The organism is Stenotrophomonas sp. ATCM1_4 (genome assembly GCF_004348115.1).
Lineage (GTDB): Bacteria > Pseudomonadota > Gammaproteobacteria > Xanthomonadales > Xanthomonadaceae > Stenotrophomonas > Stenotrophomonas capsici.
Map to the genome: position 1 here is coordinate 2,473,255 of NZ_QPFB01000001.1, position 14,863 is coordinate 2,488,117.

At 66.6% G+C, this 14,863-nt stretch carries 12 protein-coding genes; 7 read left to right on the top strand and 5 right to left on the bottom strand.

The window, feature by feature from the left end; all coding sequences use genetic code 11:
- Positions 1-4: 4 nt before the first annotated feature.
- Positions 5-3,145, top strand: coding sequence for an efflux RND transporter permease subunit (locus ATCM_RS11355; protein WP_132864634.1), 3,141 nt, complete (start codon positions 5-7; stop codon positions 3,143-3,145).
- A 35-nt stretch (positions 3,146-3,180) separates the two neighbouring features.
- Positions 3,181-4,605, top strand: a complete 1,425-nt coding sequence (locus ATCM_RS11360) for an efflux transporter outer membrane subunit (protein ID WP_132864635.1) — start codon at positions 3,181-3,183, stop codon at positions 4,603-4,605.
- Positions 4,606-4,658: 53 nt separating this feature from the next.
- Here ATCM_RS11360 and ATCM_RS11365 read toward each other — a convergent pair whose 3' ends face one another.
- The 4 genes from ATCM_RS11365 to arsH form a co-directional block, all read right to left on the bottom strand.
- Positions 4,659-5,804 (bottom strand): histidinol-phosphate transaminase, encoded by a 1,146-nt coding sequence (locus ATCM_RS11365; protein ID WP_132864636.1) that lies wholly within the window; start codon positions 5,802-5,804, stop codon positions 4,659-4,661.
- On the bottom strand, positions 5,804-8,473 hold the full coding sequence (locus ATCM_RS11370) for a TonB-dependent receptor (RefSeq protein WP_132864637.1): 2,670 nt from the start codon (positions 8,471-8,473) through the stop codon (positions 5,804-5,806). The genes ATCM_RS11365 and ATCM_RS11370 overlap by 1 nt, the downstream gene beginning before the upstream one ends.
- Before the next feature lie 247 nt (positions 8,474-8,720).
- Positions 8,721-9,065 carry a hypothetical protein gene (locus ATCM_RS11375; RefSeq protein ID WP_132864638.1) on the bottom strand — a complete coding sequence of 115 codons (345 nt, stop codon included), beginning with the start codon at positions 9,063-9,065 and terminating at the stop codon, positions 8,721-8,723.
- A gap of 217 nt (positions 9,066-9,282) precedes the next feature.
- A complete protein-coding gene (gene arsH / locus ATCM_RS11380; protein WP_132864639.1) occupies positions 9,283-10,029 on the bottom strand; it encodes an arsenical resistance protein ArsH in 747 nt (248 codons plus the stop codon).
- Between the two features lie 17 nt (positions 10,030-10,046).
- Here arsH and ATCM_RS11385 point away from each other — a divergent pair, with 17 nt between their 5' ends.
- The 4 genes from ATCM_RS11385 (at position 10,047) to arsB (ending at position 12,488) form a co-directional block, all read left to right on the top strand.
- Positions 10,047-10,376, top strand: a complete 330-nt coding sequence (locus tag ATCM_RS11385; RefSeq protein ID WP_132864640.1) for a metalloregulator ArsR/SmtB family transcription factor — start codon at positions 10,047-10,049, stop codon at positions 10,374-10,376.
- A gap of 7 nt (positions 10,377-10,383) precedes the next feature.
- Complete coding sequence (gene arsN2, locus ATCM_RS11390; RefSeq protein ID WP_132864641.1) at positions 10,384-10,827, top strand: arsenic resistance N-acetyltransferase ArsN2; 444 nt, start codon at positions 10,384-10,386, stop codon at positions 10,825-10,827.
- Positions 10,828-10,918: 91 nt separating this feature from the next.
- The gene (locus tag ATCM_RS11395) at positions 10,919-11,437 is read left to right on the top strand and encodes an arsenate reductase ArsC (RefSeq protein ID WP_132864642.1); all 519 of its coding nucleotides are present in this window, start codon (positions 10,919-10,921) and stop codon (positions 11,435-11,437) included.
- A 13-nt stretch (positions 11,438-11,450) separates the two neighbouring features.
- Positions 11,451-12,488: an ACR3 family arsenite efflux transporter gene (gene arsB / locus ATCM_RS11400; protein ID WP_207911848.1), complete on the top strand. Its 1,038-nt coding sequence runs from the start codon at positions 11,451-11,453 to the stop codon at positions 12,486-12,488.
- 180 nt (positions 12,489-12,668) lie between these two features.
- Here the strand turns inward: arsB and ATCM_RS11405 are convergent, their stop codons facing one another.
- Positions 12,669-13,886, bottom strand: a complete 1,218-nt coding sequence (locus ATCM_RS11405) for an MFS transporter (RefSeq protein ID WP_132864644.1) — start codon at positions 13,884-13,886, stop codon at positions 12,669-12,671.
- 73 nt (positions 13,887-13,959) lie between these two features.
- Between ATCM_RS11405 and ATCM_RS11410 the strand changes: the two genes are divergently transcribed.
- Complete coding sequence (locus ATCM_RS11410) at positions 13,960-14,757, top strand: helix-turn-helix transcriptional regulator (protein ID WP_132864645.1); 798 nt, start codon at positions 13,960-13,962, stop codon at positions 14,755-14,757.
- Positions 14,758-14,863 lie beyond the last annotated feature (106 nt).

Below are 14,863 nucleotides of genomic sequence, written 5' to 3' on the forward strand. Positions count from 1 at the left end.
GGCCATGGCACGTTTCTTCATCGATCGGCCGATCTTCGCGTGGGTCATCGCCATCGTCATCACCCTGGCCGGCACGCTGGCGGTGTTCTCGCTGCCGCTGGAGCAGTACCCGGACATCGCCCCGCCGTCGGTCTCCATCCGTGCCAACTACACCGGCGCCTCCGCGCAGACCGTGGAGAACGCCGTCACCCAGGTCATCGAGCAGCAGATGACCGGGTTGGACAACCTGATGTACATGTCCTCCAGCAGCAGTTCCTCCGGCGGCGCGCAGATCACCCTGACCTTCGAGTCCGGCACCAATGCCGACACCGCGCAGATGCAGGTGCAGAACAAGCTCCAACAGGCCGAATCCAAGCTGCCTGATGCGGTCAAGAACACCGGTGTCACCGTCACCAAGTCCTCCGGCAACATCTTCATGGTGGTGGCCTTCAGCTCGGCCGACGGCTCGATGCAGAAGAACGACATCGCCGATTACATGGTCTCCTCGGTGCAGGACCCGATCAGCCGTGTCTCCGGCGTGGGCAACGTGCAGGTGATGGGAGCCCAGTACGCAATGCGGATCTGGCTGGACCCGGAGAAGCTGCGTACCTATTCGCTGATGCCGTCGGACGTCAGCAATGCGATCAGCGCGCAGAACGCCGATGTGTCGTCCGGCCAGCTCGGCGCCCTGCCCGCCGTGGACGACCAGGGCCTGAACGTCACCGTGACCGCGCGCAGCCGGCTACAGACCCCCGAGCAGTTCCGCCAGGTGGTGATCAAGTCCGATCCCAGCGGTGCGGTCGTGCACCTGTCCGACGTGGCCACCGTCGAGCTGGGCGGGGAGAGCTACAACGTCATGTCCACCTTCAACGGCAAGCCCGCCGCTGGCATGGGCATCGAGCTGGCCAGCGGTGCCAACGCGCTGCAGGTGGCCGACGCGGTGCAGGCCCGCCTGCAGCAGCTCAAGCCGTTCTTCCCCACCGGGCTGCAGTACCAGGTGGCGATGGATACCACGCCGTTCGTGCGCATCTCCATCGAAGAAGTGGTCAAGACCCTGATCGAGGCCATCGTGCTGGTGGTGCTGATCATGTACCTGTTCCTGCAGAGCTGGCGGGCGACGCTGATCCCCGCGGTCGCGGTGCCGGTGGTGCTGATGGGCACCTTCGGCGTGCTGTCCCTGCTGGGCTATTCGATCAACACCCTGACCATGTTCGCGATGGTGCTGGCCATCGGCCTGCTGGTGGACGATGCCATCGTGGTGGTGGAGAACGTCGAGCGCGTGATGGCCACCGAACACCTGTCCGCGCGCGAGGCCACCCGCAAATCGATGCAGCAGATCACCGGCGCACTGGTCGGCATCGCGCTGGTGCTGACGGCGGTGTTCCTGCCCATGGCGTTCTTTGGCGGCTCCACCGGCATGATCTACCGCCAGTTCTCGGTGACCATCGCCTCGGCGATGATCCTCTCGGTGCTGGTGGCCATGACCTTGACGCCGGCCATGTGTGCAAGCCTGCTGGTCGCGCCCGGCCCGGACGGCCACGCCTTGCACCGCGGTCGCCTGGGCCGCTTCTTCGCCGGCTTCAACCGGCGCTTCGACGCCAGCGCCGAACGTTACCAGCACGGCGTGCAGCGCCTGCTCGGCCGCCGTTCGCTGGGCGTGGCCTGCTATGCCGTGCTGTTGCTGGTGATGGGCCTGCTGTTCTGGCGCCTGCCCACCTCGTTCCTTCCCGCCGAGGACCAGGGCACCCTGATCGTGCAGGTCAAGCTGCCTTCGGGCACCACCATGCAGCGCACCCAGGCCGTGATGGACCAGCTCACCGCCTATGCGCTCGAGCAGCCGGAGGTTTCGACCATCATGGCCAACGCCGGCTCCGGTGGTGGTGGCGGCAACAGCGCGCAGAACTCGGCACAGGCCTACATCCGCCTGAAGGACTGGTCGTTGCGCGAGGCCAGCGCACAGGAGGTGGGCGTACGCATCACCCAGGCCATGTCCCGCATCCCCGATGCCCAGATCTTCGCGGTAACCCCGTCCGGCATTCCCGGCATGGGCCAGACCGGCGGCTTCACCTTCCAGTTGCAGGACCTGGGCGGCGCCGGCCATGAAGCGTTGGTCGCCGCCCGCGACCAGCTGCTCGGCAGCGCCGGCCAGGAATCCGCCCTGGCCAAGGTGCGCTATACGGCGGTCGACGATGCGCCCAGCTTCAAGGTGGAGATCGACGATGCCAAGGCCGGCGCGCTGGACCTGGCCACCAGCGACATCAACAACACCCTCTCCACCGCCTTGGGCGGCACCTACGTCAACGATTTCATCAACCGCGGCCGGGTGAAGAAGGTCTACGTACAGGGCGAGGCCTCCGCGCGCATGCTGCCGGCCGACGTCGGCCGCTGGTCGGTGCGCAACAGCGATGGCCAGATGGTGGCGTTCACCGCCTTCTCCACCTCCTCGTGGGATTTCGCGCCGGCGACACTGACCCGTTTCAACGGCAGCGGCTCGATGGAAATCAGTGGCGAAGCCAATGCCGGCACCAGTTCGGGCACGGCCATGGAGACGATGGAACGGCTTGCCGCGACGTTGCCGACGGGCATGGGCTTCTCCTGGTCGGGGATGTCCTACCAGGAACGCTTGGCCGGCAACCAGGCACCCTTGCTGTACGGCGTCTCGCTGCTGTTCGTGTTCCTGTGCCTGGCCGCCCTGTATGAAAGCTGGTCGGTGCCGTTGTCGGTGATGTTGGCCGTTCCGATCGGCGTGGTGGGCGCGCTGCTGCTCACCAGCCTGCGCGGGCTGGAGAACGACGTGTACTTCCAGGTCGGCCTGTTGACCACCGTCGGCCTGGCCGCCAAGAACGGCATCCTGATCGTGGAGTTCGCCAAGGAACTGGAAGAACAGGGCCAATCGTTGTTGCAGGCGGTGCTGCATGCCGCGCGCATGCGCCTGCGTCCGATCCTGATGACCTCGTTGGCCTTCCTGCTCGGCGTGCTGCCGCTGGTGGTCAGCAGCGGCGCGGGGTCGGCCGGTCGCCATTCGCTGGGCACCGGCGTGTTCGGCGGCACGCTCGCCTCCACCGCGGTGGGCATCTTCTTCGTCCCGCTGTTCTACGTGATCGTGCGTACCCTCTCGCCGCGCAAGGCGCGTCCGCAGGCGACCGAAGTGGAGAATCCGTCGTGAACCGAACCTGTCTCCCGCCCGGACCGCGCCACTCCATGCTGCTGGCAGCCTGCCTGCTTGCACTGGCTGGATGCACCAGCATGGCACCGCGCTACACGCGTCCGGCTGCACCGGTCAGCGACACCCTTCCCGCGGGTTTTCTCGCCATTGCCAGTGACGCGGGCGCCGTGGCCGACCTGCCGTGGCGGCAGGTGTTCCTGGACACCCGCCTGCAGCAGGTGATCGCACTGGCGCTGGAGAACAACCGCGATCTGCGCATCGCCCTGCTCAACATCGAAACGCAGCGTGCCCAGTACCGGATCCAGCGGGCTGCATCGTTGCCGTCGATCGATGCATCCGCCGCACAGTCACGCAGTCGCGGCACCGACGCCTCGGGACAAAGCGGCGTCAGCCGCAGTGCCAGCGCCGAGGTCGGCATTGCCAGTTGGGAGCTGGATCTGTTCGGCCGCGTCCGTAGCCTCAAGGACCAGGCCCTGGAGAACTGGTTGGCCACCACGGAAACCCAGCGCGGTACCCGCCTGACGCTGGTTGCCGAGGTGGCGAGCGCATGGTTGACGCTTTGCGCCGACCAGCAACGGCTTGAGCTGGCCCGGCAGACCCTGCACAACCAGCAACAGACACTGGCCCTGGCCCAGGAGCGTCATGCACAGGGCATCGTCTCCGGGCTGGATCTGTCGCAGGTCGAGGCCAGCGTGCACAGCGCGCGCACGGACGTGGCCAGCTATACCGTGCAGCTGGCACAGGACCGCACTGCATTGGAGCTGTTGGTCGGCACCCGCCTGGAAGACCCCTTGCTGCCGTCCAGCGAAGCACTGGACAGCGCCGTGGCGCTGGCACCGATTCGGTCGGGTCTGGATTCACGGGTACTGCTGGACCGGCCCGACGTGCTGGCCGCCGAGCACGCCCTGAAGGCGGCCAATGCCAACATCGGTGCGGCACGTGCCGCCTTCTTCCCCAGCATCGCGCTCACCGCCAACACCGGCCGCAGCAGTGACGCGCTGTCCTCGCTGTTCAGCGGGGGCCAGCGCACCTGGTCGTTCGTCCCCAGCATCAGCATCCCGATCTTCCATGCCGGTGCGCTCAAGGCCGAGCTGGACGTCGCCACGCTCGGCAGGCACATCGAGGTTGCCCACTACGAGAAGAGCATCCAGAGCGCCTTCGCCGAAGTCGCCGATGCCCTGGTCGCCCGCGCAAACCTCGATGAACAACTAGAGGCACAGCGCGCACTGGTCGCGGCCAACCAGCGCGGCTTCACCCTCGCCGACACCCGCTACCGCACCGGCGTGGACAGCTACCTCGAAGCGTTGGACGCGCAACGTTCGCTGTACAGCGCCCGGCAGGCGCAGATCACCCTGCAGCTGTCCGAAGCCAACAACCGGGTGACGCTGTACAAGGTGCTGGGCGGCGGCGCCGACGCGCAAGGCGACGGTAGCCCTGCCACCGGGCCCGAAGCCCCCTGACACGCGATGCGTCGAGCGCCCGGCTTGCCCCAGGTACTTGACTGCTCGCGGTCTCAAGCGAGCACTGCGACCAGCGCTGCACGGGCCTGCACGTTCTCCGCCGGCGTGCCGATGGTAATGCGGACCCAGTTGTCGTACGGCGCAAAGCTACGCCCGATGCGGACGCCATGTGCCAACAGCCCCGCAGCAACCTCGGCATGCGGACGCCCGGTATCGATGAACACGAAATTGCCTGCCGGCTCGGCGTAGCGCCAACCACGCTCACGCAGCAGCGCCAGCCATGCCGTGCGTTCGCGGGCCACGCGCTCCCGCACGCCGGCGATATACGCCGGATCGGCGAGGCTGGCCGACGCGGCCGCGATCGACAACTGGTTGAAGCCGTGACTGCCGCCGACACCGCGCTTGCGCAGCGCATCGGCCAGGTCGCGTGGCACCAACGCATAACCGATCTGCAGTCCGGCCAAGGCGTGGATCTTGCCCAGCGTGCGGAACACCGCCACGTTCCTGCCCTGGCGCAGGTGACGTACCGCGCTGCGGGCCGCCGCATCGGGCTGGTAATCGAGATAGGCCTCATCGACGATCACCAACGTGCGCGCGGACGCGGCCTCGACGAACGCATCGAAGGCCGCCGCCGGGCTGATCGTTCCGGAAGGATTGTGCGGGTTGACCACGAACAAGGCCCGCGTATCGGGCTGGATCGCCGCCAGCAACGCCGGCAGGTCGTTGTACAGCCCGGCATCGAGCGGCACCTCGATGGCCTTGCCGCCAAACGGGGCGGCGGCCTTTACCAGCGCGTCATAGCCGGGCACCGAATACACGAAGCTGCCGCCACCACCGGCCAAGGCCAGATGCTGACCCAACGGCTCCAGCACCTCGCCGATGATCACCTGCTCCGGTGCCACGCCTTCCAGCGCGGCGATCTGTGCCGCAAGCGCATCGCCCTGTTCCACACTGACATAGCGCGGTGCCAACGGCAGCGCCTGCGCGATCGCCGCAGCCACCTTGGGCGAAGGACCATAGCTGCTTTCGTTGAGATCCAGCCGGATCGGGCCATTGCTTGCCTTTGGCGATGGCGCCTTCGCCACCGCGCTGCCCGATGCCAGCGGCAGCAACGTGGCCAACGGCGCCGCAACCGCCGCCGTCGCCCCACGTGCCAGCCAGGCCCGGCGCCCGGGATCGAAGCCCTGTTCGCCCGCCATCAGAACTTCACCTGCAGGCGTCCGTAGTAGTACGCACCGCTCCAGCCGAACGGCGACAACTCGCTGTACGGGAACACGCCAAACGTATCTGCGCCGGACACCCGGGCGGTGGTCTCGATGCTGCGGGTGGGGTAGGTATTGAACACGTTGTCCGCTCCCAGGGTCAGGCTGATGTGGTCACTGATGCGGAAGCTTACATCCGCATCGGTGATCCACTTGGCCTCCAGCCGCTGGATCACGTCGTAGTTGCCAACCGTCCCCGCCTCGGTGGGCAAGGTGCGGAAGTGCGTCGAGCCCTTGGCGAACTCGGCGATGTTGGCCGCGCTCTGGTTGGTCGCCGCGATCTGCTCGATGCGTCCATAGCGGTGCGTGCCCAGATGCAGCGACCAACGGCCCACGTCCCAGCCCAAGGCCAGGGTCAGGTTGTCGCGCGGCTGGCCTTTCTCCACGCGGGTGCGTTCGGTCACGTCGAACAGCGGCGTCTTCACCCCCAGTGCGAGCAGTTCGGCCGGCGTGGAGGACACGCGGGTCAGCTCGGTCTTGTTGCGGTTGTAGCCCAGCGTGGCGGTCAGCTTGCCGGCCTCGCCCAGTTCCCACAGGTAACGTGCCGACGCGTCGACGCCTGTGGTGCGGGTGTCGGCGGCGTTGCTGAAGTAACGCACGCTGGTGACACCCGGCGAGCCGAGCTTGGCCAGGTAGTCGCGGATGGCCGACGAACCGGCACTGTCCACGAAGTTGCTGGACAGGAAGATGCGGTCATCGATATCGATGCGGTACACGTCCAGCGACGCGCTGAGCCCGCCGACGCCCCAGGTGAAGCCGGCGGTCAGGTTGGTGGCCTTCTCCGGCTTCAACGCGCGCGCACCGAGCGCGCGTGCCTCCACCGAATCCACTGGCGCTGTGCGCACCAGCACGTACTCCGGCAGGCCGGTGATCACGTTGTTCAGGGTGCGGCTGCTGGTCGAGCTGAAGTACTGCTGGGCCAGCGCCGGCGCGTGGAAGCCGGTGCTGGCCGATGCACGGAACGCCAGCCCGTCAACCAGTTCGTAACGCAGCGCCAGCTTGCCGTTGGCGGTGGAGCCGAAGTCGCTGTAGTCCTCCCAGCGGCCCGCCAAGGACACCAGCAGGCGATCGGTCAGGTCAGTCTCGGCCTCGGCGTAGGCCGAAACGTTATGCCGGCTGTAGTTGCCGGCGTCGCCCGGCTGGATGCCGGCAAAGCCCTGCGAGCCGATGGTCGGCACGGCACCGGCCGAGGGGCCGTCCAGCACCCGTGCCGGCCCCCAGATGTAGGAGGCTTCCTCGCCCGGACGGATGCCGTAGCTATCGCGACGGTACTCCGCGCCCACGGCCAAACGCAGGGGGGCATGCCAACCCACGTCGAAGCTGTTGTTGGCATCAAGGTTGGTGGTCCACTGCGAAGCCTTCAGCGCGCCGTTGTAGAACGCGGTAGGGCTGGCGGCGCCCAACGTGGCGTTGAGCGTATTGCGGGTGCGGTACTCCAGCGAGTTCCGCCCGTAGACGGTGCTCAGGTCCCAGTGCCAATTGCCGGCCAGGCCCTTGAGCCCGGTACCGAACGAACGGTCGGTGCTGCGGGTATCCACCCACGGCAGGAAGCCATTGGGATAGATGGCGCGGACGTTCTCCACCTGCCCGGCGCGGCGGAACGACGCATTGGAGCTGCCCTGGCTGTCGGTATAGCCGCCGAAGGCGTACCACTCCAAACCCTCGGCCCACGACAGCGGCTTGCGCAGGTTGGCGAAGAAGGTCTTGTCCTCGGTATCGGCGCTGTCGGCGAAGCGCCACAGCGACTTGCGGTCGATGCTGGCTTCGCGCGGGTCGGCAACCGCGCCGGTCGCGGCGCCGCCAATCGGATTCAAGCCGGTACCCGAACCATAGTTGCCCGACAACGCCACCGGCTTCCCATTGGTGCCGATACCGAAGTACTGCTGGCGCGTATCGGCCTGTGCACGGTCAGCGGCCTCACGCTTGCGGTAGTCCCAGGACAGGTGGATGCCACCGCCCTCGGGGAAGGCGAAGCCGGTTCCCAGGCTGACCTTGGTGGTGTCACCGCCACCGTCCTTGGTCGAGCCGTGGCTGACACTGCCTTCGAACCCGTCGTCCTCGCGCAGCACGATGTTGATCACGCCGGCGATTGCATCGGAACCGTACTGGGCCGATGCACCATCGCGCAGCACCTCGATGCGCGCGATGGCGGCCACCGGAATGGTATTGAGGTCGGTGGAGACCGCGCCCTTGCCCACGGTACCGCCGGTGTTGACCCAGGCACTGGTGTGGCGGCGCTTGCCATTGACCAGGATCAGGGTCTGGTCGGGCGACAGGCCACGCAGCGTGGCCGAACGGATATGCGTGTTGCCATCGGGCGTGGTCGGGTGTGGGAAGTTGTACGACGGCAACAGCGACTGCAGGATCGTGCTGATGTCGGTGTAGCCACTGCTGCGGATTTCCTCACCACCGAGCACGTCCACCGGCACCGGCGATTCGAGCACCGTGCGCTGTTGGGTGCGGCTGCCGATCACGCTGACCTGGTCCAGCCGGACCACATCCGAACCGGTGGTGGTGGCCTGGGCGGAGGCAAGCGCGGGCAGGGCCAGCGAAGCAGCGATGGAAACGGACAACACGGCGCGCGGCATGGAACGAAGGACAGACATGCGGATGATTTCCCCGGGAAGCGGTCATGGCAAAGACGATCAGCGCATCCGGGCCATGCCCGCCCCCCTGGGCGACGCATGCGGAACGGCGATGTCACTCCCTTGTCATAGTGGAGGCTTGCTGCAATGCGTCAAAGCGCATTGCGGCATAAGCAGATAACCAATCGCGCGCCCCCCAGCAGGAGCGCCTTCAGGCGCGAAGCTCGTGTGGCCTCCATGCCACGCTGTGTCTAAACCAAAGCCCTGCTCATGGCACAGAGGTTGTGCATTGATGCGGCGGCACGATCAACCACTTCGCGGCCAAGGCCGCTGCTACACGCGTGCACCACCAGTCGGTGGATGTGCACCCACGCAGCGTCACCAGTACCAGCCAGACAAGCGCAGCAGATGCTCCAATTCCTACGAATGCGGGATAGTTCCTAATCGGCGCACTATTCAGGTGCAACCGCCCCCTAAAAAGCGCCATCACTGGCGCATTTTCCGGCAGCGAACTCAGTTCAAGCGCCATCACCGCCGCTTTTCGCGGCATGGATGCCACTTCAACCGACGACGTTGCCGCTTTTTTCGACATCACAGGTACTTCTACCAGCATCGGTGCCCCTTGAGGGGGCATAGTGCAATCACAAGTGGCAAACACGGTGTATCAAGCACCATCCACGCCGCTAGTTCAGCGAACGAGCCCGCTTCGTGGGCGGTGACTGTCCCTCGCACTCCCCCGCGCTCGGGTTGATTCTGCACAGGCCGAATAGCGCAGGCACGCGAACGAGTGGAGCCCGACTGCCGGCAACGGCCCGCAACGCAATAGTCGGTCAGCGTTGTATCACCTCCACCACGCCTGCCGCCCGTGCCAACGCCGCCGCTTCAACGGCGCCCTTGCGCTCGCTGTAGCGGTCAACCAGGTAGTCGCTGCGACCACGCACCAGCAGCGTGAACTTCATCAGCTCCTCCATCACGTCCACCACGCGATCGTAGTAGGGCGAAGGACGCATGCGCCCGTTTTCGTCAAACTCCTGCCAGGCCTTGGGGACCGAAGACTGGTTGGGGATGGTGACCATGCGCATCCAGCGCCCCAACACGCGCAATGCGTTGACCACATTGAACGATTGCGAACCGCCGCATACCTGCATGACCGCCAGCGTGCGCCCCTGGGTAGGACGTACGCTGCCCTCTTCCAACGGCAGCCAGTCGATCTGGTTCTTGAACACACCCGTCAGGGTGCCGTGGCGCTCCGGTGAAACCCACACCTGGCCTTCGGACCACTGCGACCACTCCCGCAGTTGCCGCACCTTGGGATGGTAGTTGTCGCAACTGTCGAGCATCGGCAGCCCGTGTGGATCAAAGACGCGCGTCTCTGCCCCCAGTTGCAGGAGGACGCGCTCCGCCTCCAGCGCCAGCTTGCGACTGAACGATTGCGGGCGCAGCGAGCCGTACAGCAGCAGGATGCGTGGCCGATGCAGGCCATCGGAGGCTGCCCGCAACCCACCATCCGGCACCGGCAGCAGATCGAGGTTGATGTTGGGCAGGGCGTCAATTGGGGATTGCTGATCGATATTCATTCCATTATTCTAGAATTATGGAAACGAATCAGGCAATCGCCGCCCTTACCGCGCTCGGCCACGGCACCCGGCTGGCTGCATTCCGCCTGTTGGTGGAGGCCGGCCCCGACGGCCGCATGGCCGGTGAAATCGCCGAATCCCTGGCCGTCCCCAACGCCACCCTTTCCTTCCACCTGAAGGAACTGCTGCACGCTGGTCTGGTGCAGAGCGAAAGCGTCGGACGCAATGTCTGTTACCGGGCCGACTACACCGCCATGAACGCGTTGATGGCCTACCTCACCCACAACTGTTGCGCCGGCTCGACCGGCAGCCGCTGTGCCCCCACCCCCACAAACTCCTGCTGCTGAGGCGTCCATGCCCGCCTGCATCCGCGCTCCGCACCCGACCGACCTGCCCTGGCTGGTGGCGCTGCTTGCCGCCGCCGGCCTGCCGGTCGATGACCTGGCAACGGGACAGATCGACTTTCTCGTCGCTATGGAGGATGGGCAACTGCTCGGCGTCATCGGCGTGGAAGCCGTACCACCGGATGGCCTGCTCCGTTCGTTGGCGGTGGCTCCCGGTGCACGCGGCAGTGGACTCGGCGGGCGCCTGCTGCAGGCCATGGAGGCACATGCCGCCGCGCGCGGCGTCCGCCGCCTGACACTGCTGACCACTACGGCCGCACCGTTCTTCCAGCAGCGTGGCTATCAGCCCGTGCCGCGGGCCGATGTCGCCCCGGCCATCCAGGCCACCGCCGAGTTCCGCAGCCTCTGCCCGGCCTCGGCGACCTGCATGCACAAGCACCTGGCCGTGGATTGAACACCCAGCCGAGGCCGTTCATCGCTGACCGGCACCCGGCATCCATCCGCCGCACCCGTTGAAACCCGACTCTTTCCCTGACGGACACGCCATGAGCATCAACGTTCTCTTCCTGTGCACCGGCAACAGTGCCCGTAGTGTGCTGGCCGAAGCCACCCTGCGAGCCTGGGGCGGCAACCGTTTCGTCGCATTCAGTGCGGGTAGCCAGCCCACCGGCACGGTCAATCCATTCGCCTTGGCCCAGTTGTCCGCCGAAGGCATTGCCACCGCCGGCCTGCGCAGCAAGTCCTGGGACGAGTTCACGCAACCCGATGCCCCCCGCATGGACCTGGTCATCACGGTCTGTGATTCGGCCGCCGCTGAAACCTGTCCGGTGGTGTTCGGCGACTTCCTGCGTACCCATTGGGGACTGCCGGATCCGGCGGCGGTGGAAGGCAGCGACGATGAAAAGCGCGCGGCATTCGCGCTGGCGCATGACGTGGTAAAGGCCCGGCTGTTGGCGCTGCTTGCCGTCCCAGCGACGCAATGGCAGGACCGCCTGCAGCTCCAGCACGCCCTTGATGGCATCGGGCAGGTGCAGCCGGAAGCGGGACGCCGGGACAATGACTGAGGGCACCGCCCGGCTGGGCCTGTTCGAGCGCTACCTGACTTTGTGGGTGGCGGTGTGCATCGCCGTTGGCACCGGTCTGGGGCACATGTTCCCCGGGGCATTCGCGCAGTTGGGGGCGCTGGAAGTGGCGCGCGTGAACCTGCCGGTCGCCGTGCTGATCTGGCTGATGATCATCCCGATGCTGTTGAAGGTGGACTTCGGGGCGATGCGCCAGGTGGGCCAGCACTGGCGGGGTATCGGCGTCACCCTCTTCGTCAACTGGGCCGTCAAGCCGTTCTCGATGGCGTTGCTGGGCGGTCTGTTCCTGCGCCACATCTTCGCCGCGTGGCTGCCACCTGGGCAGGTGGACTCCTACATGGCGGGGCTGATCCTGCTGGCGGCCGCGCCGTGCACCGCGATGGTGTTCGTCTGGAGCAACCTGTGCCGGGGCGATGCCAACTTCACGCTGAGCCAGGTCGCGCTCAACGACGCGATCATGGTGCTGGCCTTCGCGCCCCTGGTGGCCGTGTTGCTGGGCCTGTCGTCGATCACCGTGCCATGGGCGACGCTGGCGCTTTCGGTCTCCCTGTACATCCTGCTGCCCGTCGCGGTGGCCACGTTGCTGCGACGCTGGCTGCTCGCGCGCGGCGGCCCGCCCAGGCTGCAGCAGGTACTGCAGCGGCTGGCACCCGTATCGCTGCTGGCACTGCTGGCCACGCTGGTGCTGCTGTTCGGCTTCCAGGGCCGGCAGATCATCGAGCAGCCACTGGTCATCGCCATCCTCGCCGTGCCCATCCTGTTGCAGGTCTATTTCAACGCCGGGCTCGCCTACCTGCTCAACCGGCGTCTCGGTGTTGCCCACTGCGTGGCCGGACCGTCGGCATTGATCGGCGCCAGCAACTTCTTCGAGCTGGCCGTCGCCGCAGCGGTCAGCCTGTTCGGCGTGCACTCCGGCGCCGCGCTGGCGACCGTGGTCGGCGTGTTGATTGAAGTACCGGTGATGCTGACCGTGGTGGCCATCGTCAACCGCTCGCGTCGCTGGTATGACGCGGGAGCCATCCCTCGACCCTAGCGTGCCTGGCGGCTCACGCTGTTCCTGCAAGGAACGCATCCCGCGTAGGAGCGACCTCGGCCGCGAAACCTGCGCTGCCTGATCGGCAGTGCTGCCGGCATTCTCATGCTTGCCGGCAGCACTGCGCTTCAACTGCCGCGTGCGTCGCCGCTCGCGCCGCTCCTGCAAGGTCGCGCAGGATCAGTGACTGCGCCGATTCGGCAGGAACGCGGCCACCATGCCCAGCAATGGCAGGAACGAGATCACCTTGTAGACCCACAGGATGCTGGTGTGGTCGGCCAGCACGCCCAGTACCGCAGCACCCAGGCCGCCCATGCCGAACGCGAAGCCGAAGAACAGGCCCGAGACCGTGCCGATGCGATGCGGCATCAACTCCTGCGCGTACACCAGGATGGCCGAGAACGCCGAGGACAGCACGAAGCCGATGATCAAGGTCAGCACCGTCGTCCATTCCAGGTTCGCGTAGGGGAGCATCAACGCGAACGGCGCCACGCCCAGGATCGACGCCCAGATCACCGGCTTGCGACCAATGCGGTCGCCTACCGGCCCGCCGATCAAGGTGCCCGCCGCCGAGGCCAGCAGGAAGCCGAACAGGTGCAACTGCGCGCTCTGCACCGACACGTGGAACTTCTGCATCAGGTAGAACGTGTAATAGCTGCTCAAGCCAGCGATGTAGAAGTATTTGCTGAAGATCAGCACCAGCAGGATCGCGATCACCCATGCCACCGTGCGCTTGGGCAGAAGCGACTCACTGCTTGCCATGCCCGCCTTTGGCTTGCTGGCGCTGACGACCAGGTGCTGCTGGTACCAGCGGCTGACATAGGTCAGCAAGCCGATGCCGATCAGCGCCGCGCCGCCGAACCAGGCGACGCTGCGCTGGCCGTTGGGAGCGATCACCGCTGCGGCCAGCAACGGCCCGATCGCCGTGCCGGCGTTGCCGCCCAGCTGGAACACCGACTGCGACAGGCCATGCCGCCCGCCCGAGGCCAAACGCGCGATGCGCGAGGATTCCGGATGGAAGATGGCCGAACCGATGCCGACCAGCATCGCCGCGACCAGCACCGTGCTGAAGTTCGGCGCATAGGCCAGCAGCAACAAGCCGCACAGCGTGGAGGTCATGCCCATCGGCAGGGAGTACGGCGCCGGGCGCTTGTCGGTACGCAGGCCGATCAACGGCTGGAACAGCGAGGCGGTGAGTTGGTAGGTCAGGGTGATCATGCCCACCTGGGTGAAGCTCAGGTGGAACTGCGCCTTGAAGATCGGATACAGCGCCAGGATCAGCGACTGCATCATGTCGTTGACCAGGTGCGAACTGCTGATCGCCGCCAGCACGCCGACGGCGGCCGGGCGCCGCGCGGGGGTATTGGAAGCGGCCACGGGTGGAGCGGTGGAGGACATGGCGTTATCACGGGATGAGGGGAGCCGGCGCATGGTAGAGTCGCTCGCCACGCCCTTCCTGCGCGATATGGTCATGCACCCTCTCGAAAAGGACACCGACATCCGCAAAGGCCGGCGCCTGCCGCTGCCGGCGGGCCCGGAGACGGCGGTGTATTGCAGGGCACGGGACTACGAGGCGGACACGCTGATCCCGCTGCACCACCACCCCGATCGCCACCAGCTCGTGTATGCCGAGACCGGCGTGCTGGTCGTGCGCGCCGGCATGGGCCGCTGGGTGGTGCCCAGCACCCGCGCAATCTGGATGCCGGCCGGCACCGGCCACCAGGTGCATTGCATCGGCCAGGTACAGATGCGCAGCCTGTACGTCACGCCGGCCGCGATGCGGCAGCCGCCCGCCGGCCCATCGGCGGTCTCGGTCACGCCGTTGCTGGCGGCACTGATCCGCGCTGCGGCCAGCGTGCAGCAGCCCTATGTGGAGGATTCACGCGACGGCCGGGTGATGCGCCTGATCCTGGACGAGATGCAGACCCTGCCGGTGCTGCCGCTGCACCTGCCCGAGCCGAAGGACGCGCGCCTGCGCATGATCGGCCGGCAGCTGGAGCGACACCCGGACGATGCGTCCACCCTGCACGACTGGGCGCAGCGCCTGCAGGTCGACGTCAAGACGATCCAGCGCCTGTGCATGCGCGAGCTGGGCATGACCTTCGGCCAATGGCGCCAGCAGGCACGGCTGCTGCGCGCACTGGAGCGGCTGGCGGTCGGCGAGAAGGTCATCGACGTGGCCCTCGCATTGGGCTACGAAAGCCCGAGCGCGTTCACCACCATGTTCAAGCGTCGCTTCGGCCTGACCCCCAGCCAGTTCTTCCGCTGACGCCGCCGACAGGAGTGGCTTCAGACGCGAAGCTCGTGGGTGCCGTCGTGGGAATGCGTGCGATTGCAAACCGAGGCGTTGAGGCGCCATCGGCTTCGCGACTAGC

Excerpts from the sequence above, each read along its gene's own strand:
- ATCM_RS11370 (WP_132864637.1), bottom strand. The coding sequence starts at position 8,473 with ATGTCTGTCCTTCGTTCCATGCCGCGCGCCGTGTTGTCCGTTTCCATC.
- arsN2 (WP_132864641.1), top strand. The coding sequence starts at position 10,384 with ATGCCCGCCTGCATCCGCGCTCCGCACCCGACCGACCTGCCCTGGCTG.
- ATCM_RS11385 (WP_132864640.1), top strand. The coding sequence starts at position 10,047 with ATGGAAACGAATCAGGCAATCGCCGCCCTTACCGCGCTCGGCCACGGC.
- ATCM_RS11405 (WP_132864644.1), bottom strand. The coding sequence starts at position 13,886 with ATGTCCTCCACCGCTCCACCCGTGGCCGCTTCCAATACCCCCGCGCGG.
- arsH (WP_132864639.1), bottom strand. The coding sequence starts at position 10,029 with ATGAATATCGATCAGCAATCCCCAATTGACGCCCTGCCCAACATCAAC.
- ATCM_RS11360 (WP_132864635.1), top strand. The coding sequence starts at position 3,181 with ATGCTGCTGGCAGCCTGCCTGCTTGCACTGGCTGGATGCACCAGCATG.
- ATCM_RS11355 (WP_132864634.1), top strand. The coding sequence starts at position 5 with ATGGCACGTTTCTTCATCGATCGGCCGATCTTCGCGTGGGTCATCGCC.
- ATCM_RS11365 (WP_132864636.1), bottom strand. The coding sequence starts at position 5,804 with ATGGCGGGCGAACAGGGCTTCGATCCCGGGCGCCGGGCCTGGCTGGCA.
- ATCM_RS11375 (WP_132864638.1), bottom strand. The coding sequence starts at position 9,065 with ATGCTGGTAGAAGTACCTGTGATGTCGAAAAAAGCGGCAACGTCGTCG.
- ATCM_RS11410 (WP_132864645.1), top strand. The coding sequence starts at position 13,960 with ATGCACCCTCTCGAAAAGGACACCGACATCCGCAAAGGCCGGCGCCTG.
- ATCM_RS11395 (WP_132864642.1), top strand. The coding sequence starts at position 10,919 with ATGAGCATCAACGTTCTCTTCCTGTGCACCGGCAACAGTGCCCGTAGT.